Source organism: Brevibacillus sp. TJ4, from assembly GCF_044627595.2.
Taxonomy (GTDB): Bacteria; Bacillota; Bacilli; order Brevibacillales; family Brevibacillaceae; genus Brevibacillus.
This window is the reverse complement of record NZ_CP185865.1, coordinates 1,571,962-1,597,480: the sequence shown is the minus strand read 5'-3', so window position 1 is coordinate 1,597,480 and position 25,519 is coordinate 1,571,962. Positions and strand designations below refer to the sequence as shown.

Below are 25,519 nucleotides of genomic sequence, written 5' to 3'. Positions count from 1 at the left end.
ATTATAATGTAATAAGTTGATTGTCAAACCTGCACAAAAAAGACAACAGCGGTCTGCCCGGCGAACCTGTCGCCCGGAGCAGCCACTGTCGTGTCGGCTATACGTATGATATTCGCTACAGCATCAGGCTCCCGCCGTTGACATCCAAAACGGCTCCATTGATATAGCTTGCCTGATCCGAGACGAGGAAGGCGACGGCATTGGCTACTTCATGGGGCTGGCCAATACGCCGCAGCGGTGTCCGCAGTGCCGCCTGGCGACTCAACTCCTCATCCACACTCTGCGTCATCGGCGTGTCAATCCGCCCCGGGATGACTACATTGACGCGGATGCCTGAGGGACCGTACTCGCCGGCGAGCTTGCGGCTCAACCCCAACAGCCCTGATTTGCTGGCTGCATAATGCGCGGAAGTAACCGGACTGTGCGTGCGGGCCGCTTGCGAGCAAATATTGACGATCGAACCCGTCCCGTTTTCCACCATCATCTCCAGTGCGGCTTTGCTGCAAAGAAAAGGCCCTGTCAGGTTGACAGCGATCACCCGGTTCCACTCCTCAAGGGAAATGTCCTGAAAGGGAATCGGTCCGTTCGCCGCTTTGGGAGAGATGCCAGCGTTGTTGATGAGATGATGCAATGTGCCGAAGTGCCTCTTTATGTACTGTGACCCCTCCGCCACCGCATACGGGTCCGACACATCCAGCGGGAGAGCCAAAACTTCTAAGCCGGAGGTAGAAAGCTGTTCCGCCAGTCGCTGCAGTCCGTCTGCGTGCAGGTCGCTAATAATCAGATGGCTGCCTTGCTCCACCAGCTTTTCACTGATGGCCCGTCCGATGCCGCCCGCCGCTCCGGTAACCCAACTAATCTGATTGCCACGCTTCATTTATCGTTCCACCTTGTCCGTGTGGTGATCTACATACACAACGCCGAGTGAGCGCAGTTTTTCCCGCAGACCGTATATATCCAGCCCGAGTTCGCCATTGGCGAGGCGCTCCCTGACTTTTTCCTCGCGCTCCGTACGCCCCTGTGCTGCCTCAGCCACTGCTGCAGCATGCGCTTTCGGCACAACGACGACGCCGTCTCTGTCACCGATCACGACATCACCCGGATGCACGATCGCACCGGCACAGACGACCGGTATATTGACCGAACCCGGGGTCGCCTTGACCGTGCCTTTTGCCGAAAACGCTTTTGCCCATACCGGAAATTGCAATTCTGTCAGCTCGGTCGTATCCCGCACACCTGCGTCGATGACTAGCCCTTGCACACCGCGTGCCTGTGCCGACACACCGAGCAGTTCGCCGAACATGCCGTCCGTCGACTCCGACGTGACGGTGATCACGAGAACATCGCCCGGCTTACACATTTCCATCGCTGCGTGAATCATCAGATTGTCGCCGGGGTGGCACGACACCGTAACGGCGGTCCCGCACATCCGCGCGGAATCGTAGATGGGTCGAAGATACGGATGCATCAGTCCGCTGCGATCCATTGCTTCGTGCACGGTAGCCGTACCGTAGGCTTTCAGCAGTTCCACGGCGTCGCGATCGGCCCGCTCTGCATTCATCACGATCACTGGTTTCATACGAGCAATCCTCCTACATACGGGTACACCCGCTGAAACGCTTCCGCATACTTGATCGTGCTGCCCGAGATATTGATTGCGCTGCCCGAGTTTCGACCCGCCTGCATGCCACGGCGTCTCGCCAGCTCGGTGTAATACTCCCACAAATGCTCCTGCGCGTTCATGCACTCCATCGCTTTGCGTTTTCGCTCGAACACCGAGGTAATGTCGAGCAATACATCGACCTTGAAGTTGCATTGCTCGGGCTGATGCGGTTCAAACAAAAACACGGGCGGGGCACCGAGTATCCCGTGCTGCGACGGATAGCCTTCTGCCTGGGCGAGAATCCGGCATTCCAGGACAAAGTCAGTCGTACGCTTGTGATCGTAGTTATACGGGTCTTCCAGCGAGTGCGTCAGGATGATCTCGGGCTGATGCTCCCGAAATTCCTGGACGATTCCATCCCGCAATTCCGCAGTCGGCTGGAGCGGATAATCGCCGGCATCAAAAAAACGAACCTTGGCACCGAGAATTTCCGCTGCCTGCTCCGCCTCTGAACGGCGTACCTGTTTGATCTCATCCAGGTTTTTTCCGTTTTTCCACAATCGCGCGGACTCCCCGCGTTCCCCAAAAGACAGACACAACACCCGCACCTGATAGCCGAGATCGTGGTAGAGCGCAATCGCTCCGCCCGCACGCCAGATAAAGTCCGCAGAATGAGCGCTGACAACCGTAATCGTTTTTGAATTGTTATTGGACATAGCTACTGTCTCCTTCACCTTTTGAGTCATTGCGGCAGCATAATTAGTCCTTATGTCTGTGGATAAATGAAATGAGCTGTTCATTGAACGCCTGTGGCGCCTCACTTGGCAAAAAATGACCGCATGGCAGGACAACCAGCTCGGACTTCGGAATGAGCGAATGCATAAGCTCGCCCATGCTCAGATCGTTGACAGCATCTTTTGCTCCCCAGAGGATCAGCGTCGGCCGCGCGATATAAGGCAATCGTCGCTGCAGGTTGTACCTCGCCCTGTGCAGTGGCTGGTTCATGTGATTCAAGATTTTTTGATACGCGTCCAGCGCACCCGGAAGCAGTGTCCGCTCGTACCAACGCTTGGCTGTCTCCTCGGCAGCCACGCTCTCCAACGCAGTCGTATCGCGCACATGCTGCAAAATCTGTTCGTAGCTGGGCGGAGTAAAAGCGGTCATCGTCGACAACGTACGGGTCGACATCCCGCCACCGCAAGCCACGGTCAACGTCCGCACCCGCTCCGGACTTTCATAGCCAAAAAGAGTTGCCACCCAGCCTCCCATCGAGTGACCTACGATGTGTGCCGATGAAATGCCCAAGGCATCCTGAAATTCCCTAATAAAATCTGCGAGGTAGGAAAATGAGTATTCGACCGCAAGCCGATCGCCCCTCCCCCAGCCAACGAAGTCGGGAGCGTAGACATGGAAGTGTTTGCCCAGCTCCTTCATGTTCTCCAGCCAGTAGTCACCGCCGGTATAAAAGCCGACGCCGTGAAGCAGGATGACCGGCTCCCCCTGGCCTGCTTCCATGTAATACGTAGTGCCGTGACTAAGATCGACGCGTTGTTCCTTGATTTCCACCGTACCCCTCCTGCTCTTCTTTTGATCGATACCGATGTCTGACGCTTACTTCCAGACTGCAAACGTCATCCCCACACCGGTACCTGCAGGAGAGCGGTAGCCGGAGAGGTACTCCAGGTAATCTACGTTCAAATGCTCCAATGCGCCGGCAGCCACGATCCAGTTGAGAATTTCCCCGGAGGCTCCCTCCAGTTTTTCTCTCGGCACATGTTTCAAAATCTCCGGATCTTTCTTCTTCAATCCTTCTATGACGAGCTCGTCGAGTTTTTCATCCAGCTTGAAATGGCTAAGCCCACCTGAACCGATAATGGCCACACGCTTGTCCTCGCCCCACGATTCGATCGCCCGTCTGAGTGCCTGGCCGAATTCGTAGCAACGCTTGGGCGTCGGCTGGTTCGGTTTGTAAAAGCAATTGACAAAGACAGGAACCATCGGAATCGATTGATTGGACAAAAGGCGGCGTTTGACGAAGGTGTACGCATGACCGATGGAGCGGCCTTCGATCTGGGTTTTGCTTTGGGCGACATCGAATCCCTCGATCATCATTTCTTCGATAATGTGCGTACCCAAATCGCTATCGGTCGGATAAGATTCGGTCTCATCGGTTGTATGCCAGGCCCAGATGACAGGGCGCAGCGATGGATGCAGGTCTTCCAGCTTGACGGGGAAGTCTTTCAGTTCAGTCCCGCAAAACACGCCAAACGTCGGCTTGGCTTCGTCGAGGAAAAGCTCCTCCTGGTCATCGCCGACCACCACCAGAAGATCGGGCTTGGCGGCGAGAATTTCCTTGTTCAAATATTCGACTGCGGCATTGCACTGCTCGTACTTTTTTTGCCACAGCTCCGGCGATAGCTGGTCCTGGAGGGTGTGGCCGATCTCTTTGGCGCGTTCTTCGAAATTCGTATCGGGATTCAAGCGGTCGCGGTCCGCGTGCATCGACCATACCTCCGCCGGACTGCTCACCTGGGGGCTATGTGACGAACCAATGCCCAGTACAATTTTTGCCATGCTCAATTACCTCCCATTCGTTTGTCATCCAAAAAAGATTGATTATTCAGGCAAAACAGCGATGATTTCAGCCTGCACAAGCGCTCCCCGCCGCAAGTCTGCTATCGGCGAATGCCGCGCTGGCCGGCTCGACGGGTCGGGAAACATCTTCACCCATTCCTCGTTGACCAGATCCCGAACTTCCTCGTTTTTGATGTACACGGTCATTCTCCCGATATGCTCCGGACTTCCCCCTGCCTCCTCCATAAATGTGCGAACGTGTTGGAACACAAGCCTTACTTGCTCCGCCGGATCATCGGGAATCGTCCCTGTTCGCGGGTCAATCCCTGCAATGCCGGAGGAAAAAACCATTCGACCGAGCTTCGCTCCCTGGGGAATCGGTGTCGTGCCATGCGTAACCCCCGGAATTTCGATACTTTTTCGATAGGACATCTCATCACCCCGTGTCATTCTAGTCGACTTAATTTGTTTGAGCAAAATTGTTAAACAATTTTGTTTCTATATAAAGTGTACATTTTACGTTTCGGCATGTCAATAAAGAATGTTTCAAATTGTCAAACGATTCCACCATGACCCGGTCAACCGCTGAACAGTTGCGGAACCGTCAGCGTAATCGCGGGAATGTACGTGATCAACAGCAGCACCGCGTAGGCGACAATGATAAACGGGATGAGCGAACGGGTCAGCGTCTCCATTCTGATTTCGCTGATTGACGATGCGATAAATAGCGCCGTTCCCACTGGCGGTGTAATCAAACCGATCGTCAGGTTAATGCAGATAATAATCCCCAGGTGGACAGGATCGATCCCCAGGTTCAACGCTACGGGAAGCAGGATCGGAACGAGAATGATCATCGCAGCGATACCATCCATGAACATGCCGACGATCAGCAGCAAAATATTCAGTATGAATAAAAATACGTAGGGACTGTCGGAAAAGGAGATCAGAAAATCGCCGATGGCATTGGGTACTCTCTCAAATGCCAAAATCCACCCCAACAGGCTCGCCATTGCAACGATAAATGTCACCGTGGCAGAATTGAGTGCCGTATCAATCAAAATTTTCGGCAAATCCTTGAGCTTTAGTTCGCGGTAAAAAAAGAAACCGACGAAAAAGGCGATCAGCGAAGCGACGGCTGCTGACTCGGTCGCCGTAAATACCCCGGTGAGAATCCCGACCAGGATCACCAGCGGGATCAGCAATGCCGGAATCACCTCAAGCAAGGCGCGAAACGCCTGTCTGGACGTAGCCTTCTCTGCTTTGGGGAAATTCTCTTTTATGGCAATAACATAAATTAACAGCATAAAACTGACCGCCAGCACGATCCCTGGGATCACCCCCGCCAAAAACATCCTGGTAATGGACGTTTCCGAGATGACGCCGTAGATGATGAATACGAGGCTTGGCGGAATAATCGGACCGAGCAGCGAGGAAGAGACAGTCACTGCCGAGCTGAATTCCCGTTTGTATCCCTCCTTCTCCATGGCCGGTACCATGACTCTGCTCATCATCGCCGTCTGGGCGTTGGCGGAGCCCAGGATGGAAGCGAGAAACATGTTCGTGGCGATATTTACGTAGGCCAGTCCGCCGCGAAAATGTCCGAGCACGACATTGGTAAAACGGACGAGGCGCGTCGAGATGCCGCCGGAATTCATCAGTTCCCCCACGAATACAAACAGCGGAATCGCCAGCAGCCCGAAATTTTGCACTCCCTGAAAAACCCGCATCGGCGCCGAGCCAAAGAGCCCCATGTCACTGGAAACGATATAGACGATCGAGCTGATGCCCAGCACGTATGCAATCGGTACGCCCAAGACGAGTAACCCCAAAAATACCGCTATTACGATCAGCATCCATCACATCTCCGCTTCCTGTTTTTGTTCGGGTCGGTTTGCCTGTCCTTTCCACTCGGCGAGCAGCCTGACAATGTTGTCAATCGTAAACACCATCGTAATCAGCATCGAAACAGGGATGATCGAATAGCTGATCCACACCGGGATTTGCAGGGCAGGCATGGTAATTTGCAGCACGCTCGGAGAGGTTACCCAGAGATAGCCATAGATGAAAAAGCAAATCGAAAAGCCGAAGATGAGCAGTTGTGACGCGATCCGCGCAACCACCTGATACGCGCCGAACTTCTCTACGAAAAAGGTCACTGCTACCATCGAATGATTCCGCACGCTCAGGCATGCCCCCAAAAACGTGATCCAACCGAGGAGCACCAGTGCAATTTCCTGGGTTCCGACTATCGGCTCCTGCAGAACATACCGAAAGAAAACGGAAATGTTCAGGTCGAGGATCAGAACCCCGACGCTGACCTGGATAAATAGCCTGATTACCCGTTCACATCCATGACTGATTTTTGCAATCACCGTCTGAACCAATCCCACAACACCAGCCCCTTCCGCTCGCTGCAAACCGTTACTGCCCGGAAATTTGTCGTGCCTTCTCGACAAATGCCTTGATCTTGTCATCGTTCTGTGTATAGCTGTTCAGGAATTGTTGCAGGGCGTTGTCAAAATCGGCGTTGCGCTCCAGCTTGCCAAAGGTCACACCCTGATCCTGCATCGTCTTTACGCTCTCCTGGGCGATCTCGTTGTACGTGTCGATATTGCTTTTTCTCGCCACTTCGAACGACTCCTGGATGATCTGCTGATCTTCCTCCGATAGCTGACTCCACACCTGTTCGCTGACCAGCCCAGCCGACGTAAACGCCATATGCTGCGTCTCGGTGTAATACTTGCCGATCTCGTGGAAACGGCTGTTTACGACGCCGGTAGGGCCAGAATCCAATGCGTTGATGACCCCTGTCTGGAACGCGCTGAACACTTCGGCAAAATCGACCGGAGTCGGATTGGCACCAAACGATTTCCAAAAGTCCACGATGGCCGGGCTTGGGGTCACGCGAATATTGACGCCTTTCAACTGGTTGATGTCCGAAATGACGGCATCCTTGGACAGAACATCTCGCATTTCTACGACCAAATACCCCAGTGAATCTACACCAGCATCGCCCAAAGTGTCGAATAGCGCTTTCGCTTCTTCGGTATTGCCCATTTCGTAGGCTTGCGAGGCATCAGTAAAGAGAAACGGCATGAGCCAGGCGTTAAAGCTGGAAGAGTGATTCGCCAGTTCCGCCGAGATCACAATGCCCATATCGAGGGAGCCGGACTTCAATTGGCGCATGACCTCTGCGTCCGTCCCCAGCGATGACTCCGGGTACGTTTCCACCTTGATCCGCCCGTTGGAGCGCTTTTCCACCTCTTCCTGAAACACAACCATCGCTTTGCCGTGTACATGCGATGCGCCGCCGCTGTGCGCCACTTTGAACGTGCGCGTACCTCCCTCTCCTCCAAGTGAACCGGTCGACTGTCCACAACCCGACAGCACCAAAGCGATGCCCAGACATACTCCCCAAACCATACCTGTTCTTTTTTTCATGGCCATAATCCCCCTCTATTGTTTTTCTGTAAGCCCATAGCAGGGCATAAACGATTTCGTAAACGGTTACAGGAACATGCTGAGATTCATCACTGTCAGAATTGATTGATCCGGGTATACGCGGCGAGCGGCAAGCTTCCATTCTCCGTCGACCTTGCGTAGTATATCGAGCCGCTCTCCGAAAATCTGCTCGACGTTGTGATCGACACCTCTACTGCGCTTCGTCAAAAAGTAGCTGCATACATTCAGCTCATCCGGCTTGTCGCCTGGCTCCACTTCGATATTGGAGACAAAATGCCGCGTATGCAAAGGCGGGTCTTCGGCCCACGCCGAATTGGTGCGCAATCTTTTTACCCGTGTCGTCAGTGATTTCTTGCTCTCATCAAAGTAGGCCATGGCGTTGTCCTTGCCTGACGGGTCCTTCGATTCTCTCGTCATGCGTACCGGCATGCGATACACCACATCATCGGTCAACAGCTCCAGCCAATCCTCGAACTGCCGATTGTCGAGCAGGCGCGCTTCACGGGTCAAAAATCGGGTAACCTCGTAATGTAGTTGCATGTTCATCGCTTTTCCCCCCAAGACTTCCACATCACAATTCATCCTCGTACTCCGCAGTCAACAGCTCCAGCCAATACTGATGCATCCCTCGCAAGGCGTAGTCCACATAGCAGGATGGATAGGCAACTCCGGGACCAGGCCAGGCTTCGTCCGGTTCGATCTTGTCCATTCCCATCATGTAATTGAGCACATTGTTGTACGTGAGCTCCCTGTCGCGGGCCATTTTGCCTTTGCTCGCCTTTGCCACGCGCGTCCAGATTTCCGTGTCGTCGGCTTCCAGCGTGCCCGAGGGACCGAAAGAGGCCACATAGCCTTTGTAGGCACTCGTCTTGTACGCTTCCGGGGCAGCCTTGTCGATCAAAAACCAGGCCCAGATCTCGATTTTATCCGGTGCAATCGGCCGCCAGATGCGCAGTGTCAAGTAGTTGTGCAAATGCCCTTCACTGCCGTGGACAGGACAGTGGAACGACAGGTTGGGAAAGCAGGTGCCGACGATTACGACCGCTTCCTTGTACACCTTCAGTTGATCTTCGGTCAGGTTTCTTTCAAACATGGGCCACATCTCTTCCGGCAAGCCCTGGTAAGGAGGCATGTTCAGACCGGGAACGACAGTACTGACGTTGACGCAGTGTCCGTGGTTGAGTTTGACCTGGTGACCGTAGCTGGAGTAGAACGGGTCCTTTGGGCTGATGCCAAGCTCCACCGTAGATTTGTGCGTAGTAGCGACATGATAGGGATCTCCCCCGAAGTTCTCGGCAGCCATCTTCCAGTTGGTATGGACCACCCAGCGCTGCGGCGCCCCAATCACTTCCATGCCGCCGTCACTGCGTCCGAGGAACAAATCGAGATACCAGCTCAGCTCACCCAGGTACTGCTCCAGCGGCATCGCCTGTTCATCCAGATTTCCGAAAATCATTCCCTTGTACGTCTCCACGCGGGGGATTTTCCGCAAATTCCACTCCGCCCTGTTCAGTTTGTCGCCAAATACTTTGTCTCCGGCCACGACTCCAATCAGCTCGCCGTCCGTGTTGTAGCTCCAGCCGTGGAACGGACACGTGAATGTCTTGCGATTGCCCAGGTCGGCCGTACACAAATGCGTGCCGCGATGGGAGCATGAATTTAAAAACGCGTTGATTTCCCCTTTTTTGTTTTTCACCAGCAGCACCGGATCGTCCATCAACCACCTCGTCACGTAATCGCCGGGTTCCTTCAACTCTGATTCGTGCCCCAAATACTGCCATGTTCGTCCGAATATTTTGTCTACTTCCAGTTCGTAAATATCAGGATCGGTCACCATCCACTGAGGAAACAGTCCTTGCTCGAGTTTTTCCTTGATTTCCCGGAACAGTTCTTCCCTGATCCCGTTTTTTACATCATGCTTGCGCGTCATCCGCTCTACCCCCCGTTTTCGTTTTCAGCATGGAGATCGCTTCTATAACTTGCAGATAGTGGTCCGGACGCGTGGAGTCAAAGTATTCCTTTACGCCGAGATCGACGAGGTGCTGCAGCGTATCCCTGGCAGCCCGGGACATCGCATGCTCCAGATTGTTGTCGCGCAGCGTCTCGATCACGTCGGTCATCTCTGCCACCCTGCGCTCCGCGTGTATAGCGGTACGGGTCAACAGCAGATTCATCAATGCTTCCATCGGCTGACTGCCGAATGTCTTGGAAATGGAGGCAACAATCTCGCGCTCGATCCCGGATCGGTGCGCTGCGGTCAATGTCTCTACCAGCAAGGAGGTAAAGCCCTTCATAAAGATGCTCCGCACCATTTTGATAGAGGAAGCGCTGCCCGCCTGCTCATTGATTGCAGTAATGTTCATCCCGTAAGGCTGCATCCGCGTCTTGAAATCGGCAGCGCCTGGGCCGCTGACGAACATCGGAACCTTGTGTCCGTGCGGCGGAACTGCATCCATAACTGCGCCATCGACAGGCAAGCCGCCGGCTTCACCGATAATCGCACACACTTCTGTTTTCACCTTGGGCGACGCTGCATTCAGATCGACATAGATGTGCTCGCGGCGAATGAGCGGAGCGACCTCTTTGGCGATGCCGATGGCCAGCTTGGCGCTGGTAGCACAGAGCAGCACATCACATGTTTCCGTCAGTTCCTGCAAGCTCGGGAAGAGATGTACGCCTGCAGTCTTCGCCCTCTCTCTGATCTGCTTTCCTTTGTCGGGGTCTTCCGCCACAATATCAAACGCGTACATCGGCGAGAACCCCTCGTGAGCCAAGCCGGCGCTGATGTAAAAGGCAGCTTCGCCAAATCCGATGAATCCCAATCGAGGAGCGCTCATAGATTGGCTCCTCCCAGCACCGAAAGCGCGGCTTCAGCACAATGTACGTCTTCCTGCGAACTTGCACCGGACACCCCGATGCCTCCAACCAGTTTTTCCTGTATGTAGATCGGCAAGCCGCCACCGAAGATCGTCAGCCGATTGGTGTGGACGATTCCGTGAAGGAGTGCCGGGTCCTTCTCGATCAGCGGATACCAGTCAGCGGTCGGTCTTCCCGATGCGGCTGCGGTATATGCCTTGTTTTGCGAAATCTCGACACTTAGCAAGCTGGCCCCGCCCACCCTCGAAAACGCTTTCAAATTTCCGCCGTCGTCACAGATCGCCACGCTGACTTTGATGCCCATTTCCTTTGCCTTCTCGCATGCTGCCATTAGCATGTGCAGGGCCATTCTCTGTGGCAGCGTCGGTTTTTCATGGATTGCTTCCATTCTCTTCCCCTCTCCCATCGGGAATCTTCCCCAAAAATCAAAAAAGCAAAATGGTACGCATAATTGATTAACATTTTTGTATTCCATTTTAGTATAATTTGCCTCTCATTTTGTGTCAACAATGAAGATTTGAAATTGTTAGATTATTCAATACAAAAAAGGCTGCCATTTTTTCTGGCAACCTGAATGATATTGCTTGCAATCTGATTTTGGGCAAAGCGGGAAAACACGCCGTTCTTCCCTGCGTGTCGTAAAATGGAGCAGAGAATGAAAACGGGCTACTCTACTGTATTTACTGGAGAAATTGATAATTTTGCACGATGACCTTCTGGATCGCCCGGATATGCTGCTCGATCGCTGCGCTTGCTTCTTTTTCGTTTCTCGTTTGCAGCGCTTCGTAAATCCGGATGTGTTCTTTCAGCGACTCCTGATTGCGCCCCGGTACCAAAATCGTCCGGAACTGGATTCTGCTAAGCTGGTTTTTAATGATATGAATCAGCTCGACTGCTGGCTTGTTTTTGGAAGCGGTGTAAATGATTTCGTGAAACTTCTGATTCAACTGGGAGTATTTCTCGAATTCGTTTTCCTCGATATGCTGCTTCATCTGCTGCATCAATTCTCCGAGTGTTTGCAGATCGGCATCGGTAATTTTATTCGCGGCATTGCGGGCGACGAGTCCCTCCAGCACTTCACGGATTTCCAGGTAATTGATGATTTCATCCATGGAGTAGGACTTGATCGTCGCTCCCTTGTTGCTCTCCAGCTCAACCAGATTTTCCCTTTGCAGCATCAAGAGCGCTTTTTTGATTGTGTTGCGGCTGACCCCTACATCTTCGGACAGTTGCGCTTCAATCAGTTTTTGGGAGGGCTTGTACGTCCCGTCAAGAATTCTTTCTTTGATGTATTTATAAGCAGCTTCTGTTTGTAGACTCATCGTTTGACAACTCCATATGGAATAAAATGCAAATACGTTTAACAATAATGTTCTACAATCACTGTAAAGGACAATTTGCATCATTGTCAACAAAATTTTTCAATTGTTCTTACAGAGCGGAAAATGAGAATATTCGCACGAATACTCTCATTTCCGCTATCACTATTATCGTTTGACAGACTGATGCGGGTCGATGACGAATTTTTTCGATGCTCCGCCATCGAATTCGGCGTAGGCGGCCGGAGCCTGATCCAGCGAGATGAGCGTCGCGTTGACAGCCTTGGCGATTTGCGCGCGGCCGCTCAAAATCGCCATCATCAGATCGCGGTGGTATTTCATTACCGGCGTTTGGCCCGTCACGAACGTGTGTGCCTTCGCCCATCCCAATCCGAGGCGAATTTTCAGCGTTCCGACCTTGGCGTCGTCATCCACGCCTCCCGGATCGCCGGTTACGTACAGTCCGGGGATACCCAGTCTTCCTCCCGCGCGTGTCACTTCCATGATCGAGTTCAGCACTGTAGCCGGAGCCTCACCCGCAGACGGACCGTGACCGGAGGCTTCGAATCCGACGCAGTCGATCGCGCAATCCACTTCAGGCACTCCCAGGATTGCTTCGATCTGCTCGCCCAAGTTGGGATGATTCCGCAAATTCACGGTTTCGCAGCCAAAGCTTCTCGCCTGTGCCAATCGCTCCTCGTTCAAATCCCCGACGATCACCACGGCTGCTCCCAGCAACTGTGCGGAGTGAGCTGCCGCCAACCCAACCGGACCTGCTCCTGCGACGTATACGGTCGAGCCCGGTTTTACCCCGGCACTGACCGCGCCGTGATAGCCGGTCGGGAAAATGTCGGACAGCATGGTCAGGTCGAGGATTTTTTCCATCGCTTGCTCTTTGTCCGGAAACTTCAGCAATTGGAAGTCTGCATACGGGACCATTACGTACTCGGATTGTCCGCCGACCCATCCCCCCATGTCGACATACCCGTAAGCCGAGCCAGGACGATCCGGGTTCACATTTTCACATATGTGCGTATCCCTCTCCTTGCAGCTGCGGCAACGCCCGCACGCGATATTAAACGGCACGGAGACCAGGTCTCCTTTTTTGATAAACTCCACATCGCGTCCGACTTCGATGACTTCGCCCGTAATCTCATGGCCCAATACCAATCCCGGTGGTGCGGTAGTGCGTCCCCGCACCATATGCTGGTCGCTTCCGCATATGTTGGTCGTGACCACTTTCAAAATGACTCCGTGATCGCATTTTCTCCCTACATTGAGTGGATTGACTCCCGGTCCGTCCCGCAAGACAAGATCGGGATAGCTGATGTCCTCCACTGCGACCTGGCCTGGACCTTTGAACACAACCGCTCTGTTTCCCGCCATTTCCATACCCCCGTAATTTTTGGAATCAGTACATGGTAACGTCTCCACTCGTCCTCATATCTTTACTAAATACTTATGTCGGTCAGTCCGGGATATGCGGCAGATCCAATATGGTGGGCACATTTATGACATGCGTTTCGACATAGCCCAACAGTCCCTCTTCGCCGTATTCGCGTCCGATTCCCGACTGTTTCACCCCGCCAAACGGAAAGCGTACGTCCAATCCCATAATCGCGGCGGTATTGATCATCGTCGTGCCCGCCTCGATGCGTCGCGCCACGCAGACCGCATGCTCCTGCTCTCCCCAGACGGAGCTGGTAAGCCCGTATATGCTGTCGTTTACCAGCGAAATAACCTGGTCTTCATCATCGTAGGGCAGTACCGGCACCGTAGGACCAAACTGCTCCTCTGCGACAATGCGACTTTCGTACCCGGCGTTCAGCACCAGGGTCGGCTGGATAAAGTAGCCATTCTCAAACGTATCCGGTTCGAGAATCTGGCCTAGCGCAATGACTTCTGCGCCCTCGTTGATGGCGTCACCGATCAGGCTTTTGACGAAATTGAGCTGCGCCAGGTTGTTCACCGGCCCCATCGTCACGGACGGATTCAGCGGGCTGCCGATGCGAATCCATTGGTTGGCTGCTTCTTTGTACTTCTCCACGAACGCCGGGTAAATCGAGCGGTGGACGTACATCCGCTTGGCAATCATGCAAATCTGCCCGTTGTTGAGAAAGTTGGAGATGACGATTCGCCGCATCGCCTGTTTGTCGTTTACGTCAAAGGACGGCAGGAAGATCGCGGCGTCGTTTCCGCCCAGTTCCAGCGTCACCTTCTTGATCGTAGCTGATGCCGCCTGCATGATGTGCTTGCCCGTCTCGGTGCCGCCCGTAAAGGCAATTTTCGCCACCTTGGGATTGGTTGTAAGCTCGATACCGACGTCCGTTTCCCCGTGCACCATGTTGACAACACCCGGCGGGAATTCTTCCGCGATCCATTCGATCACCTGGCTGACCGCGAGTGGAGCGAATGGGCTTGGCTTGAGCACAATCGTATTTCCGGTCAAAACAGCGGGAGCAATTTTGATCGTGGAGAGCGAAATCGGGTAGTTCCAGGGGAAAATGGCCGATACGACTCCCATCGGGTCATAGCTGACAATCGTTTTACCGTGATCGTGCTCCTGTACTTTTTCCTGCAAAACCGATTTGACGATACTGCAAGCGTGTTCCATCCACATGATGGAGACGAAGATTTCGCCTTGCGCATCATATAGCGGCTTGCCGTGCTCGCGGGATAAAAGCTCGGCTATTTCCGGCGCGCCATCCCTCAGCTTCTGGATGGCCCGTCGCATCCGTTCGATGCGCTCGTCCAGAGAAGTTTTTGACCATGTGCGAAACGCGTCCGCAGCGGCATCAATCGCAGCCTTCGCCTCTTCCCTGGTGTTGATCGGGGCGTAGCCTACGACCTCTGATGGATTCGCCGGATTTTCGCGGGGGTACTGCTTTCCGGACGTGACTTTTTCGCCGTTGATGATGGCGTGGACGAGCAGCGGTTTTTGCTCCATTACAACCTTCCCCTCTCCCTCTCGGAATCAATCGAAACAACCATAAAGAAAGCGCATTCATATTTTCAGGTAAAAAATCCAGTATGCGCACTTACCAAACAATATTGAAGTCAATATTGTTTAACTATTTTGTTGTGATTCAAGTATACGCGGCAGTCGATTGGCCTGTCAACGGGAAAGTACAAAATTTTCTACCAATTCAGACTGAAAAATACAAACAGGAGAGTGAACTGTTTCACTCTCCTCGCTGATTGCCTATTTTACCTCGTCTCGTGCTGGCAGGGAAAATACGGGATGCCGTCAAACACACTGTCTGTTTGCGGTTTTACGATGATTTGCACACTGTCATCGGGCCACGGCTGCAAAGTCGCGCTCCCGTCGTAATAGGGCGGTTTTTCCGTTTCTTTTTTCATGCTTCGCGTACCTCCCTTTTTGTCGATGCACTCGATTCACACCAGCGACTCGCTCAAGGGCCAGCAGCCTTTTGGCACCCCGTAGCGGGAAAAGATATAATCGCGGGATTCGTTCGCTTGTTTTCGCAGGTGGGCAAGGTCGACGTGCAGCATCTTTCCGTTGCGCTTTACGGCTTTTCCGGCGACGAATACGGAATCGACATTGCCGGTGTGCGCACATTGGACGACGGTGCCGATCGGATCGTTGACCGGGAACATGTTGAGATCGGTCGTCCGAAGCATGATCAGGTCGGCTTCTTTGCCGGGGGTCAGAGTGCCGATTTTATGATCCAGACCGAGCGCGCGGGCTCCGTCGATCGTCGCAAACTCCAGGATGTCGCGCGACGACAGATGCAGTTCGAGGGGCATTTCCTTGCGAGACAGGATGTTTTCATTGATGCGCGACCGTTCTGCTTGCAGCGCAAACTTCATCTGGGCGAACATGTCTCCGCCCGTCGACGTGACGACATCGACGCCAAGCGCGGGGCGTCCACCGTTTTCCACGAAGAAGCCGGTAGCCGGATAGCCATGCCCCATCATCATCTCGATTTCGGGGGTGACCGAGATGGACGTGCCCGTATCTGCCATCAGTTTGAATTCGCCGTAGCTCAATGTATTGGCATGCACAATATTGATGTCCGGACCGAGCAGTCCAGCAGCGTGCAATTTTTCGATCGAGCGGTCCACAGACCCCCAGTTTCCAAAGCCGAGGTGGATGGAGCAGATCGCGTCGAGCTCGCGGGCCAGCCGAATGTCATCGACCGCCGCTTCCCAGGAGCTGAACTCCGGTCCGCGGATGGCAAGGCCCATCGTCAGCAGTTGGTCGTCGGACGAAAAATACTGTGTCTTAATCCGCCGGCTGTCTTCGGAATGCCTTTTTTCGCTTTCTCTCGACCAGTAATCCGCATCCCCGGGAATGCCGTGGGCAAAAACAGCCCGACATCCGGCGTCCTGCAGACCACGGATCAATTCATCGGCATGCTCTGGCGAAATCGTCATCGACCAGTCCAGTATCGTCGTCACGCCTGCGTCGAGCGCTTCGAGCGCACCAAGCAGATTGCCCACGTAGCCGTCCTGCGGGCGCAGAAGACTGCCGATGTTGCCGAAGTAAATGTTTTGCAGATAAGTCGTCAGGGACCAGTCAGCTCCTACGTTGCGGACGAGCGACTCCCAGGTGTGGCGGTGCGTATCCACCAGGCCAGGCATGACGATCATGTCCGAGGCGTCGATCACTTCGCAATCCGATGCGGCAATCTGCGGTCCGATGGCGACGATCTTGTTTCCCTCGATGAGAATATCCGCCTGTTTAAAATTGCCTACAGTCTTGTCGAGTGTCAGCACACAACCGTTTTGAATCAGCAGCTTGCGGTTCATCCCACACATCTCCTCTTCTTGGTTATTTCGGCCAGCTCGCGAACTACACAAGAGCTTTCTCGAAGGCGGTTCCCCACTGGGAAATACACTCGTCGGCGTTCCATACTTTCGGCTTTTGCGGGCAATCCCGGTGCCATGGTCTCGGCTCGAAGCAGTCAAGCTCTTTGATATAGCGGTCGGCGTCGGTAAAAAGTTCAATCATGTTCTGCTCGGGATCGTAGTGGTAGGTGGCGATGTTGTGTCCGGCGCCGTGGCGGGATGGCCCCCACAGGATCGGGATGCGATGCTTGCCCAATTCGTCCATGCTCCTCGTCTGATGGCTGTAATCGCGCAATTCAAAGGCGAGATGATGCAGACCTTTATGATCCGACTGGGCGAAATTGAGGACGTGATGATCGGAATTGCAAGTCGTAAATCCGAAGAAGTCTTCGATCCAATCCGTGTTGATAAAGCCCAGCCGCTGATAAAATTCAACCGATCGCTGCGCGCTCTCCACCCTGATCGCCAGATGTCCGATCTTGTTCGGGGCGATTCCCGTCTGCTTGAACCCCGGAGCCGCCATGCTCATCCGGGAGTAGAGCTGCACGAGGTAGCCGTCGGGGTCGGTGAACTCGAGCAGTTCCGGCACGCCTGGTTCGGGGTCTGTTTTGAGCTGGGTCTGTATGCCGATCTCTCGCAATGCCGCCGCTGCTTCCTTCATGCTCACTTCAGGGCTGAACTGCAATCCGAAACGATGCAGGCCGGGAGTATCGGATGGCGTCAGTACGATGTTGTGATGGTCCGTAGAACCGCTAAAGTAAGCGCTTCCATCATTTGCCCGCTCGATCAAGGTAAACCCCATGACCTGGGAATAGTAATGCATCATCGCTTCCATGTCCCTGACGGAAAAACCGACATAGCCGAGTCTGAAAATGTGGATCATGTACCCCTCTCCCTTCACGAAACCATCATTTAATATTATGATATGACCATAAAATGCTACAGTCAACGGAATATTTCGATAATTTGCAGTCTGTCTCCCTGTTCGACAACTGTTCTACCATCGAGTCGTTGTAATAAGCTCCGCAAAACGATCTGTCACCTGGTCCAAAAAGAGCAAGGTCGCCTCATCCTGCAGCTTCCCGTCGCGAAATTTTTGCTCGGCCATCGCAATCAGCACTTCATTGCCGTTGGGCGGCAATACGCGTGCAGCCATTCCCGGACTCGACAGGATTTGCCGCAAATGCAGTTGCGCACGGATCGTCCCCATCATCCCCGTCGAAGCTCCGACGATCATCACCGGCTTGTTGGTCAGCACCTTGTCTTTGCGGGACATCCAGTCGAGCGCGTTTTTGAGTGCGCCGGGAATCGACCAGTTGAACTCCGGCGTAGCGATCAGCACACCGTCCGATTCGGCGATCTGCCGTTTGACACGCAGCACTTCCTCCGGCGGCTCCTCCTCTTGGTCCTGGTCGTAGTGTGGAAGATCAGCGATTGGCACCAGGCGAATGTCCCATTGCTGGCTGTACCTCTCCTGCATCGTAGCGACCAGCTGCACATTGTAGGAATCCTTGCGCAGACTGCCGACGATCGCGGCGATTTTCACCGTTCATCTCTCCTTCTCCTCTGTTATCGCATCCTGGAAATTCGGCTTGCGTTTTTCGACAAACGCCAGGCAGCCTTCCGGAAAGTCGATCGGATCGACATAGTTCCAGTCCCTCTCCTCCCTCCACTCACAAAGTGCTGCTGCTTTTTTTACAGACAACAGCGATGCTTTGGACTGCTGCATGATCGTTTCGGCCAGGTCCAGGACATGCTGATGCAATTCCTCTGGTTCTACCAGCCTATTCAAAAGTCCGCTCCGATAGGCATCGTCGGCGCTGAGCATTTCACCCAAATAGACGAGACTCTTCGCCTTGCTCGGGCCAGTGAGACGAATGATTCGCCGCATGAAGGAAGGACCGACTGTAATCCCCAGCCGTCCGACGGGAATCCCCATCTTCGCGTGCTTCGTCCCGATACGCAGATCACAAGCCAACGCCAGGATGAATCCCGCTCCCGCCGCAGGTCCGTCGATCGCGCCAATCACCGGGATAGCGAGCTCTTCAAAGGCGCAGATCGCTTTCTCCATCTGCCGGAACGCTTCGTTCGCTTCGTCCACGCTCATCTCGCAAAATTCTTTAATGTCGGAGCCTGCGGAGAAATTTTCGGGCACTCCCCTGAGGATGACCACCTTCATTTTCGGATTCAAACGTATCTCCGCCGCCATGCGTGCCATCTCTCTCCACATGTTCGTCGTCAGCGCATTTCGCGCAGCCGGCCGATTGATCGTGACGATCGCTACCTTGGAGGTCTGCTGCAGCGTAATTTTGCCGTCAGGTACCCGGCTAATGTTCACTCTCATGCTCTTCTCCCTCCCCCTTCCCAGGTTACACACGCGATCTGCTGGCAGAGCAGCAAGCGATCACACGCTCGGATTGTGCCCAGGCGTGACAGGCGTTTGTCTGCCCGGCTTGACGAAGATCATCGCGACGACACCGACGAAGGCCGCGACTGCCGCTCCGAGAAACATCGCGGAATACCCGTACAAGGCGACCAGGCTGCCCGTCAAGACCGGAGCCGTCACTGTGGCGATATTGACGATAAAATGGGTGATGCCGCTAAAGGTGCCGACTTTCGCCGGTTCGGTATCGACGATGATCGTCCAGAAAATCGAGTTCGTGATAAAGTTGAACGAGTTTCCGACCGCGATCAAGAGCATCACCATGGCGACGCTGTCCACCGTCGGAATCAGCAGGAAGCAAATCGACGTCAGCAGCAGCGAGGTAATGATCACACCCGGTCTGGCAATGCGCAAACTGCCTGTCTTTTTTCGCAAGTAGTCGGAGATTTTTCCGCCCAGAAGAACGGTGAAGCACGGACCGATCCAGGGAATCATGCCGAGGTACCAGAGCGAAGACAGTTCGAAGTGATACACGTCCTGCAAATACTTCGGCGTCCACAGCAGCAGCATGAAATTGACGTACTGGAAGGCAAAAAAGCTGATCGTGTTGCAGAGCAATGTAGGGTTTTTGAAAAAATCGAGAAAGGTCGCTTTCTTTTTCTCGGATTCCTCCAGCGTCACTTCTGTGGCCAACAGCCCTTCCCGCGTGCGGATCGCTTGCAGCTCGGCTGCTGATACTTTCGGATGGTCCTCCGGGCGATTCGTGAACATCCGGTTGAAGAAGAAGACCCAGATCAGCCCGATCACACCGAGGATCACGAACATCATCCGCCAGTCGAAAAAGTACAGCAGGGCAACCGAAATCGGCGCGGTGAGCAGGGACCCGATCGGCGGACCGACGAGGAGCAGCGATGAACAAAACCCGCGTTCAGCCGGGGCTACCCAGTTGGCAATGATCCGATTGTTGGCCGAAAAGACCGGCGCCTCAAACAGTCCGAACATGATGCGAATGACGGCAAAGCCAGCCAGTGCCGATCCGCTGAACAGCGCGACGCCAATATCGCCCGCAAATGCCGTAGCAATCGCAAAAATCGACCATCCGGCTCCTGCCAGCACCCAGACGTATTTGGGTCCTTTCAAGTCGGACAGCAGACCGCCCAGCAGGCCGCCGACCATGTAGCCGTAGCCGAAAAAGCCGAGGACCTGTCCCCAGGACTGGACATCGAGCTGAAATTCGCTGATGATCGCGGCTTGGGCGTAGGAGATCGCACCGCGGTCGATAAAATTGATCATCATCATAAACATGATCATGGATAAAATCCAGTAACGATACGTGCCTGCCATCGAAAACCATCCTTTCATTGCCGGTTTCGTATTTGTTGCACGAACGGTAGCAAAGCGCTTGCAAAACGATCTGCGGCCTCGAGCATCACGTAGTGACCCGCATCCGGGATCACGCTGCTCGCTGCCTGGGGAACGAGTGCCTGCAAATCATCCCGGGCATCCGCGGGAAGCATCCGGTCGTCTTGCCCGTAGATGGCAAGCAGCGGTTTTTCAAAATCGGCCAGCCGCTGCTTCCCTTTTTCGTACGCATCGCAGCAGCGATAATCGAGAAGCGTCGTCTCCAGCGGCACCAGTTGCAGCTCGCTTCGCTCCTCCTCCAATAGCTGCGGGTCGACCTGCTTGCTGTAGGAGGCGTAAAACAAACCGTTGGGAAATACGCCGCCCTCCAGCTTGTCGAACACTTTGGAGTCGACAGGCAGACGATAATGACTGGCCGCCAGCACCAGTCCAACCACATCCGGATGAGTCGCTGCCAGCTCCAAGCCGATCAGCCCGCCCATCGAATGTCCGATCACGATCGTCTTGCCTACAATCAACGACTTGAGCGACTCCGCATAGTCCGCGACAGTCGGGCAAGGCGGCGTTTCATTCGAGCCGTGACCTGGCAAATCCGCGAACACGCAGCGGTACTGCTGCACTCGTTCCTTTACCCTTCTCCATTTGGAAGCTGTCCCGCCCGCTCCCGGCAAAAAAAGAAGCGTAATCTCCTCGGCACCGCTCATCCTCATCCCTCCCTCTTTGTTCGCAAAGTCAACTGCTCTTGCTTTTACACGGAAACGACGCGGTTTTCCTGGGTGCCGAGATCGATGCGACCGTCCGGGCTTTTGATTTCGCAACGGATCATGTCGCCGTCTTTCAGGTAATTTGTGTTTGTCGCCTGACATTCGAGGATGAGCTCGCGCTTTTTGTCGGCGGCAAGAAACGGACTGGTCAACTGCTCCAACTGTTCGCCGGTCAGCTTCAGCGCGACCCCGCCGGGTGTGCCCGTCAGCAAAAGATCTCCCGGGTCAAAGTCCATCATGGCCGACAATTCTTCTACCGTTTCTTCCGGTTTGTACAGCAATTGCTCGGTATTGGCGGATTGCCGCAGCTCGCCGTTGACCCACAGCTTCAGGTCGAGGTTGTGAATCTGCGCCGCCTCTTCGGGATCGAGCCAGTAAAAATATGGACCGGCCGGGCAGAAGGTACGGTAGCTTTTCCCTTTAAACCACTGTCCCTCGATGAATTGCACATCCCTCGCGGAGACGTCATTGGTGATCACCAGACCTGCGACGTACTCGTGCAAATTGTCTGCTGTCACCTGAACGGGACCGCGAATCTGCTTTCTCATCACGAGACCAAGCTCAATCTCGTAGTCAAGCAGCTTTACGTGGGATGGGAGCTGGATGTCGTCGTTCGCACCGGCGAGCGAGCTGTCCGGCTTTGTAAAAATGAGGTTAAACGGCGCTCGCGTCGGCTTCATCCCCGCTTCCGCCCGGTGCTGGGCGTAGTTCGCCCCCTGGCAGACGATGCGCGCCGGCTGCGTGATCGGGCTGACGAAGCGGACCTCCTCCAGGGATACGGCTTTTGCGGCATCCGCTTTGCCGAGAATCTCCCCTGCGCCTGCTTGCAGCACATCAGCTAACGAGTGATACGTTCCGTCGATCGGATACAGCGCGTCCTGCTGGACAATTCCCCAATGTACATTTCCCTGGTAGACAAATCGGGCCAGACGAATTCCCATGAATCAATTCCCTCCTGACTGGATGAAAATGGGTGTTACGATTTATTATAAATAATATTATATGATAATTTTGAGAAGTCAAGGTTATTTGATTTTCGATTTCAAATTTTCTGTCTTTTTCGCTTGCAGCTAGACAAAAAGGAACCTGCCCACCTCAACGAAGAAATCAGCAAGTTCCTTTTTGCAAATCGGCCTTTGTCTTCATGTGCGAGGCGCCCAGAGCATCACCGAAACGCCGACGATGCAGATCGCCGCCCCCAGCCAGTCATACAGATCGGGTACTTTTTTATCCACCCACCAGCCCCACAGTACAGCCAGGACGACAAACACACCGCCGTACGCAGCGTAGACCCGCCCGAAGGAAGGAAAGTTTTGCAGCGTTGGGATAATGCCGTACAACACGAGGATCAATCCGCCCCAGATGCCGTACCAGTACGACTTTGATTCCCGCAGCCAAAGCCAGACCAGATAGCCGCCGCCGATTTCCGCCAGACCTGCGACAATAAACAATACGATCGCTGTCAGCATCAGCCGACACCTCCACTTCTTCCAATTGTCCGATAAACAAAAAAAGTGCCACGCAAAAGGCGCATGGCACATTATACCACTTTCTTCCGATCAGATTGCTTCGCTTCAGTAAAACAACCTATCTTCCGCGCTCGATCACACGCTCGATCTCGGCGACAGTCGGCATTGCATCCGAGCAGCTATGCGAGGAAATGACGATGGCAGCAGCAGCGGCACCGTATTCCAGGCAGCGGGAAAGCTCCCAGCCTTGCATCAAGCCGTAGATGACTGCCGCCGCGTACGAATCTCCTGCTCCGAATGTCTTGACCACCTTGGCGGGAAAGACGCTGCCCCGCAGTCGCTCTCCTTCCCTGGTGTACGCGAAGGAACCTTCTTTTCCGTGCTTGATCAGGACGAGCTTGGCGTGACAGCGAAACCATTTTTCCGCCGTACGCTGGTCATCCGGCTCTGCGATCGCATCGAAGCTCTCCATCAGGTCGAACTCTTCCCGCGTCCCGAAAATGACGTCGCATTTTTCCGCAGCCAGGTTGTAGTAAATCGCCGTTTCCTCCGGTGACGTCCAGGTGTAGGGGCGGTAGTCGATGTCGAAGATCACTGTGACGCCATGTCTGCGCGCATATTCCAGAGCCAGAAACGCCGCTTCCCGCGACGGGCTTTTCGCCAAGGCCGTACCCGACAGCAGGATCGCCTTGGCCTGCAGGATGTACGACTCCGCGATGTCCGTCGGCGCCAGCTTCAGGTCAGCGACATTGTCGCGGTACATCAAAATGCTGCATTCTTCCGGACTTTTGATCTCGGTAAAGGCAAGCCCGGTCACGCTTCCTGTGCGGTCGGTGATCACGCCTGTCGTATCGATCCCGTTTTGGTGCAGGTACCGGGTGATAAAACGCCCCATCTGATCGTCTGCCACGCGGCCGATAAAGCCGGTTTTCATCCCCAGGCGGGACAGTCCGATCGCGATATTGGCCGGAGAACCACCCACGTATTTGGTAAAGGTCATCGTCTCTTCCATCGGACGGTTCGTCTCGTTTGCATTCAAATCGATGCACAGCCTGCCGATGGCGATCAGATCAATCGGTTTGCTGTGGTCAAAGGCTACTGGGCTCATCGATGCCCCCCTCCTCTCATCTCCTGGCAGCCAGTTTGTGCTCCATGACCCAGGCGTGGTCCGGGTCGTTGGCAAACTTCCAGGTGCGGACTGGCCCTGCCATGACGTTCAGGTAGTACAGCTCGTATCCGGGCGGTGCCGACACCGGATGGTAGCCGCGTGGCACGAGGACTGCATCGCCGCTTTTGACGAGGATCGTCTCGTCCAGCGAGCGGTCGTCCGTGTACACACGCTGCAGGGCAAATCCGCGCGGGTCGTTGATTTTATGGTAATACGTCTCCTCCAGGAACGATTCGTGAGGCAAATTTTCCACGTCGTGCTTGTGCGGAGGGTAGCTCGACCAGTTGCCCTCTGGGGTAAACACCTCGACGACCAGCAAGCTGTCCGCCGGTTGGTCCTCGGGCAAAATGTTGTGCACGAGGCGCTCGATGTTTCCCGCTCCCCGCCGTTCGATTCCGACCGCTTCCGGTGCGATCAGGCGGGCGTCCCTCCTCCCCTTGCCGGGAGCCGTGCAGACCGCCAGCTCGACTGCTGTCAACGCCTCGATCTCGTAGAAATCGGCAGCCGGTACGTAGACGGAGTAAGGCGGGATTTTTTCAAACACGTCCAGCCGCTGTCCGATCGCCTCCCACCCGGTGTGTCGGGTAATGACCGACGCTTTTCCGCTCAGCAGCACTACGCATGCCTCCTGCTCGCCCGTCTGCCTGTGCAGCCGCTGCCCGGCTTGCAGCGTGTACACCTCAAATCCGACATACGTCCAGCCCGCCGATTCCGGCGTAATGCGCAGCACGTTTCCTTCGTGGTCCGGGGTGTTGCTTTTGGCTACCAGCTTGCTCATGTTCCTGCCTCCCTTTCCTGACCGGTTCGATAGACTGCCTCGATCGTTGCATCCAGATACGCTTTTGCCTTCTGGGCGTAGGTGTAAGGATGCGCGATCGCCGGGTCTTGCTCCGCTTCGACGATGATCCAGCCGTCGTAGTGCATTTCCTTGAGCTTGCGAAAAATCGGCGCAAAGTCGATGCAGCCGTCGCCCGGCACTGTAAACAGCCCGCGCAGCACAGCGCTGCGAAAATCGAGCTGCTCCTGCCTGACCTGCTGCAGCACTTCGGCGCGGACGTCCTTGACGTGGACGTAGGCGATTCGCTCGGCGTATTTGTCCAAAAGCTGCAACGGGTCGTAGCCTCCGTACAGCGCATGTCCGGTGTCGTACAAAAGGTGGACGAGAGCCGGGTCGGTCAGCTCCATCAACCGGTCGACTTCCGCTGCCGTCTCCACGACCGTACCGGCGTGGTAGTGGTAGACGAGCCGCATCCCCTGCTCCTGGCAGAGTTTGGCGGCCCGGTGCAATCCCTCGGCGAGCGAGGCCCAGCCTGCTTCCGTCAGCTTTTCCACCGTCTTCTCCCCCGGAGCACGGCGCGGGTCCCAGTGCATCGAGCCGCCCATCTCGCATGCGATCACGTGCTTGCTGCCCATCTCGTTGAGGTAGGCGACCCACTGGGCGAAGGCGTGCAACTCGCTGTCCAGCCGATCCGGATCGGAAAACAGCGTCCCCACAAACTTGCTGGCCAACCGGATGCCGTACTGCTCCAGCTTTGCTTTCAAACGGGGCGGGTCCTGCATGAACAGCCGCCCCATCTCTGTGGAGACGTAGCCGAGCTCGGCCATCTCCTGCAGCACCTGGTCCTGGGTGTAGTGATCACCCAGTCCGGGAATGTCGTCGTTTACCCAGCTGATCGGAGCGATTCCGATCTGGCAATTGTACGTCTGCTTCATCCTTGTCTGCCTC

Annotated in this window: 28 protein-coding genes; all 28 read right to left on the bottom strand. The window is 54.7% G+C overall.

The window, feature by feature from the left end; translation table 11 throughout:
- Positions 1 to 115: 115 nt before the first annotated feature.
- The 28 genes from ACAF76_RS07655 to iolE all read right to left on the bottom strand — a co-directional run bounded on the left by ACAF76_RS07655 (position 116) and on the right by iolE (position 25,506).
- Positions 116 to 877, bottom strand: a complete 762-nt coding sequence (locus ACAF76_RS07655; protein WP_400163338.1) for an SDR family NAD(P)-dependent oxidoreductase — start codon at positions 875 to 877, stop codon at positions 116 to 118.
- A complete protein-coding gene (locus ACAF76_RS07650) occupies positions 878 to 1,579 on the bottom strand; it encodes a 4-carboxy-4-hydroxy-2-oxoadipate aldolase/oxaloacetate decarboxylase (RefSeq protein ID WP_400163337.1) in 702 nt (233 codons plus the stop codon).
- Entirely contained in the window at positions 1,576 to 2,319 is a 744-nt protein-coding gene (locus ACAF76_RS07645) for a PIG-L deacetylase family protein (protein WP_400163336.1), read from the bottom strand. Before ACAF76_RS07645 ends, ACAF76_RS07650 begins: the two co-directional genes overlap by 4 nt.
- A gap of 43 nt (positions 2,320 to 2,362) precedes the next feature.
- On the bottom strand, positions 2,363 to 3,169 hold the full coding sequence (locus ACAF76_RS07640; RefSeq protein ID WP_400163335.1) for an alpha/beta fold hydrolase: 807 nt from the start codon (positions 3,167 to 3,169) through the stop codon (positions 2,363 to 2,365).
- A gap of 45 nt (positions 3,170 to 3,214) precedes the next feature.
- A complete protein-coding gene (locus tag ACAF76_RS07635; protein WP_400163334.1) occupies positions 3,215 to 4,177 on the bottom strand; it encodes a hypothetical protein in 963 nt (320 codons plus the stop codon).
- A 42-nt stretch (positions 4,178 to 4,219) separates the two neighbouring features.
- Complete coding sequence (locus tag ACAF76_RS07630; protein WP_400163333.1) at positions 4,220 to 4,609, bottom strand: RidA family protein; 390 nt, start codon at positions 4,607 to 4,609, stop codon at positions 4,220 to 4,222.
- Positions 4,610 to 4,755: 146 nt separating this feature from the next.
- A complete protein-coding gene (locus ACAF76_RS07625) occupies positions 4,756 to 6,030 on the bottom strand; it encodes a TRAP transporter large permease (RefSeq protein ID WP_400163332.1) in 1,275 nt (424 codons plus the stop codon).
- 3 nt (positions 6,031 to 6,033) lie between these two features.
- Positions 6,034 to 6,567: a TRAP transporter small permease gene (locus ACAF76_RS07620; RefSeq protein ID WP_400163331.1), complete on the bottom strand. Its 534-nt coding sequence runs from the start codon at positions 6,565 to 6,567 to the stop codon at positions 6,034 to 6,036.
- Between the two features lie 31 nt (positions 6,568 to 6,598).
- Complete coding sequence (locus tag ACAF76_RS07615) at positions 6,599 to 7,618, bottom strand: TRAP transporter substrate-binding protein (RefSeq protein ID WP_400163330.1); 1,020 nt, start codon at positions 7,616 to 7,618, stop codon at positions 6,599 to 6,601.
- Between the two features lie 66 nt (positions 7,619 to 7,684).
- The gene (locus ACAF76_RS07610) at positions 7,685 to 8,185 is read right to left on the bottom strand and encodes a 3-phenylpropionate/cinnamic acid dioxygenase subunit beta (protein ID WP_400163329.1); all 501 of its coding nucleotides are present in this window, start codon (positions 8,183 to 8,185) and stop codon (positions 7,685 to 7,687) included.
- Positions 8,186 to 8,210: 25 nt separating this feature from the next.
- Entirely contained in the window at positions 8,211 to 9,569 is a 1,359-nt protein-coding gene (locus ACAF76_RS07605; RefSeq protein ID WP_400163328.1) for an aromatic ring-hydroxylating dioxygenase subunit alpha, read from the bottom strand.
- Complete coding sequence (locus ACAF76_RS07600; protein WP_400163327.1) at positions 9,553 to 10,476, bottom strand: DUF1932 domain-containing protein; 924 nt, start codon at positions 10,474 to 10,476, stop codon at positions 9,553 to 9,555. The genes ACAF76_RS07605 and ACAF76_RS07600 overlap by 17 nt, the downstream gene beginning before the upstream one ends.
- Positions 10,473 to 10,904 (bottom strand): heme-binding protein, encoded by a 432-nt coding sequence (locus ACAF76_RS07595; RefSeq protein ID WP_400163326.1) that lies wholly within the window; start codon positions 10,902 to 10,904, stop codon positions 10,473 to 10,475. The genes ACAF76_RS07600 and ACAF76_RS07595 overlap by 4 nt, the downstream gene beginning before the upstream one ends.
- A 292-nt stretch (positions 10,905 to 11,196) precedes the next feature.
- On the bottom strand, positions 11,197 to 11,838 hold the full coding sequence (locus tag ACAF76_RS07590) for a GntR family transcriptional regulator (protein WP_400163325.1): 642 nt from the start codon (positions 11,836 to 11,838) through the stop codon (positions 11,197 to 11,199).
- Between the two features lie 165 nt (positions 11,839 to 12,003).
- The gene (fdhA, locus tag ACAF76_RS07585) at positions 12,004 to 13,221 is read right to left on the bottom strand and encodes a formaldehyde dehydrogenase, glutathione-independent (RefSeq protein ID WP_400163324.1); all 1,218 of its coding nucleotides are present in this window, start codon (positions 13,219 to 13,221) and stop codon (positions 12,004 to 12,006) included.
- An 82-nt stretch (positions 13,222 to 13,303) separates the two neighbouring features.
- The gene (locus ACAF76_RS07580) at positions 13,304 to 14,782 is read right to left on the bottom strand and encodes an aldehyde dehydrogenase family protein (protein ID WP_400163323.1); all 1,479 of its coding nucleotides are present in this window, start codon (positions 14,780 to 14,782) and stop codon (positions 13,304 to 13,306) included.
- 260 nt (positions 14,783 to 15,042) lie between these two features.
- On the bottom strand, positions 15,043 to 15,195 hold the full coding sequence (locus ACAF76_RS07575; RefSeq protein WP_400163322.1) for a hypothetical protein: 153 nt from the start codon (positions 15,193 to 15,195) through the stop codon (positions 15,043 to 15,045).
- Positions 15,196 to 15,231: 36 nt separating this feature from the next.
- Positions 15,232 to 16,608 (bottom strand): amidohydrolase family protein, encoded by a 1,377-nt coding sequence (locus tag ACAF76_RS07570; protein WP_400163321.1) that lies wholly within the window; start codon positions 16,606 to 16,608, stop codon positions 15,232 to 15,234.
- Between the two features lie 43 nt (positions 16,609 to 16,651).
- Positions 16,652 to 17,530, bottom strand: coding sequence for a VOC family protein (locus ACAF76_RS07565; RefSeq protein WP_400163320.1), 879 nt, complete (start codon positions 17,528 to 17,530; stop codon positions 16,652 to 16,654).
- A 114-nt stretch (positions 17,531 to 17,644) separates the two neighbouring features.
- Positions 17,645 to 18,193 (bottom strand): NADPH-dependent FMN reductase, encoded by a 549-nt coding sequence (locus ACAF76_RS07560; RefSeq protein WP_400163319.1) that lies wholly within the window; start codon positions 18,191 to 18,193, stop codon positions 17,645 to 17,647.
- Between the two features lie 3 nt (positions 18,194 to 18,196).
- On the bottom strand, positions 18,197 to 18,991 hold the full coding sequence (locus ACAF76_RS07555; protein ID WP_400163318.1) for an enoyl-CoA hydratase/isomerase family protein: 795 nt from the start codon (positions 18,989 to 18,991) through the stop codon (positions 18,197 to 18,199).
- Between the two features lie 60 nt (positions 18,992 to 19,051).
- Positions 19,052 to 20,374: an MFS transporter gene (locus ACAF76_RS07550; RefSeq protein ID WP_400163317.1), complete on the bottom strand. Its 1,323-nt coding sequence runs from the start codon at positions 20,372 to 20,374 to the stop codon at positions 19,052 to 19,054.
- A 14-nt stretch (positions 20,375 to 20,388) separates the two neighbouring features.
- A complete protein-coding gene (locus ACAF76_RS07545; protein ID WP_400163316.1) occupies positions 20,389 to 21,096 on the bottom strand; it encodes an alpha/beta fold hydrolase in 708 nt (235 codons plus the stop codon).
- A 44-nt stretch (positions 21,097 to 21,140) separates the two neighbouring features.
- A complete protein-coding gene (locus ACAF76_RS07540; RefSeq protein WP_400163315.1) occupies positions 21,141 to 22,097 on the bottom strand; it encodes a fumarylacetoacetate hydrolase family protein in 957 nt (318 codons plus the stop codon).
- A 201-nt stretch (positions 22,098 to 22,298) separates the two neighbouring features.
- Positions 22,299 to 22,625 (bottom strand): YnfA family protein, encoded by a 327-nt coding sequence (locus ACAF76_RS07535; RefSeq protein ID WP_400163314.1) that lies wholly within the window; start codon positions 22,623 to 22,625, stop codon positions 22,299 to 22,301.
- 118 nt (positions 22,626 to 22,743) lie between these two features.
- On the bottom strand, positions 22,744 to 23,733 hold the full coding sequence (gene iolC, locus ACAF76_RS07530) for a 5-dehydro-2-deoxygluconokinase (protein WP_400163313.1): 990 nt from the start codon (positions 23,731 to 23,733) through the stop codon (positions 22,744 to 22,746).
- A 16-nt stretch (positions 23,734 to 23,749) separates the two neighbouring features.
- Positions 23,750 to 24,571 (bottom strand): 5-deoxy-glucuronate isomerase, encoded by an 822-nt coding sequence (gene iolB, locus ACAF76_RS07525; protein ID WP_400163312.1) that lies wholly within the window; start codon positions 24,569 to 24,571, stop codon positions 23,750 to 23,752.
- Positions 24,568 to 25,506: a myo-inosose-2 dehydratase gene (gene iolE, locus ACAF76_RS07520; protein ID WP_400163311.1), complete on the bottom strand. Its 939-nt coding sequence runs from the start codon at positions 25,504 to 25,506 to the stop codon at positions 24,568 to 24,570. The genes iolB and iolE overlap by 4 nt, the downstream gene beginning before the upstream one ends.
- Between the last annotated feature and the right edge of the window lie 13 nt (positions 25,507 to 25,519).

Excerpts from the sequence above, each read along its gene's own strand:
- ACAF76_RS07655 (WP_400163338.1), bottom strand. The coding sequence starts at position 877 with ATGAAGCGTGGCAATCAGATTAGTTGGGTTACCGGAGCGGCGGGCGGC.
- ACAF76_RS07650 (WP_400163337.1), bottom strand. The coding sequence starts at position 1,579 with ATGAAACCAGTGATCGTGATGAATGCAGAGCGGGCCGATCGCGACGCC.
- ACAF76_RS07645 (WP_400163336.1), bottom strand. The coding sequence starts at position 2,319 with ATGTCCAATAACAATTCAAAAACGATTACGGTTGTCAGCGCTCATTCT.
- ACAF76_RS07635 (WP_400163334.1), bottom strand. The coding sequence starts at position 4,177 with ATGGCAAAAATTGTACTGGGCATTGGTTCGTCACATAGCCCCCAGGTG.
- ACAF76_RS07630 (WP_400163333.1), bottom strand. The coding sequence starts at position 4,609 with ATGTCCTATCGAAAAAGTATCGAAATTCCGGGGGTTACGCATGGCACG.
- ACAF76_RS07625 (WP_400163332.1), bottom strand. The coding sequence starts at position 6,030 with ATGCTGATCGTAATAGCGGTATTTTTGGGGTTACTCGTCTTGGGCGTA.
- ACAF76_RS07615 (WP_400163330.1), bottom strand. The coding sequence starts at position 7,618 with ATGAAAAAAAGAACAGGTATGGTTTGGGGAGTATGTCTGGGCATCGCT.
- ACAF76_RS07610 (WP_400163329.1), bottom strand. The coding sequence starts at position 8,185 with ATGAACATGCAACTACATTACGAGGTTACCCGATTTTTGACCCGTGAA.
- ACAF76_RS07605 (WP_400163328.1), bottom strand. The coding sequence starts at position 9,569 with ATGACGCGCAAGCATGATGTAAAAAACGGGATCAGGGAAGAACTGTTC.
- ACAF76_RS07600 (WP_400163327.1), bottom strand. The coding sequence starts at position 10,476 with ATGAGCGCTCCTCGATTGGGATTCATCGGATTTGGCGAAGCTGCCTTT.
- ACAF76_RS07595 (WP_400163326.1), bottom strand. The coding sequence starts at position 10,904 with ATGGAAGCAATCCATGAAAAACCGACGCTGCCACAGAGAATGGCCCTG.
- ACAF76_RS07590 (WP_400163325.1), bottom strand. The coding sequence starts at position 11,838 with ATGAGTCTACAAACAGAAGCTGCTTATAAATACATCAAAGAAAGAATT.
- fdhA (WP_400163324.1), bottom strand. The coding sequence starts at position 13,221 with ATGGCGGGAAACAGAGCGGTTGTGTTCAAAGGTCCAGGCCAGGTCGCA.
- ACAF76_RS07580 (WP_400163323.1), bottom strand. The coding sequence starts at position 14,782 with ATGGAGCAAAAACCGCTGCTCGTCCACGCCATCATCAACGGCGAAAAA.
- ACAF76_RS07575 (WP_400163322.1), bottom strand. The coding sequence starts at position 15,195 with ATGAAAAAAGAAACGGAAAAACCGCCCTATTACGACGGGAGCGCGACT.
- ACAF76_RS07570 (WP_400163321.1), bottom strand. The coding sequence starts at position 16,608 with ATGAACCGCAAGCTGCTGATTCAAAACGGTTGTGTGCTGACACTCGAC.
- ACAF76_RS07565 (WP_400163320.1), bottom strand. The coding sequence starts at position 17,530 with ATGATCCACATTTTCAGACTCGGCTATGTCGGTTTTTCCGTCAGGGAC.
- ACAF76_RS07555 (WP_400163318.1), bottom strand. The coding sequence starts at position 18,991 with ATGAGAGTGAACATTAGCCGGGTACCTGACGGCAAAATTACGCTGCAG.
- ACAF76_RS07550 (WP_400163317.1), bottom strand. The coding sequence starts at position 20,374 with ATGGCAGGCACGTATCGTTACTGGATTTTATCCATGATCATGTTTATG.
- ACAF76_RS07545 (WP_400163316.1), bottom strand. The coding sequence starts at position 21,096 with ATGAGCGGTGCCGAGGAGATTACGCTTCTTTTTTTGCCGGGAGCGGGC.
- ACAF76_RS07540 (WP_400163315.1), bottom strand. The coding sequence starts at position 22,097 with ATGGGAATTCGTCTGGCCCGATTTGTCTACCAGGGAAATGTACATTGG.
- ACAF76_RS07535 (WP_400163314.1), bottom strand. The coding sequence starts at position 22,625 with ATGCTGACAGCGATCGTATTGTTTATTGTCGCAGGTCTGGCGGAAATC.
- iolC (WP_400163313.1), bottom strand. The coding sequence starts at position 23,733 with ATGAGCCCAGTAGCCTTTGACCACAGCAAACCGATTGATCTGATCGCC.
- iolB (WP_400163312.1), bottom strand. The coding sequence starts at position 24,571 with ATGAGCAAGCTGGTAGCCAAAAGCAACACCCCGGACCACGAAGGAAAC.
- iolE (WP_400163311.1), bottom strand. The coding sequence starts at position 25,506 with ATGAAGCAGACGTACAATTGCCAGATCGGAATCGCTCCGATCAGCTGG.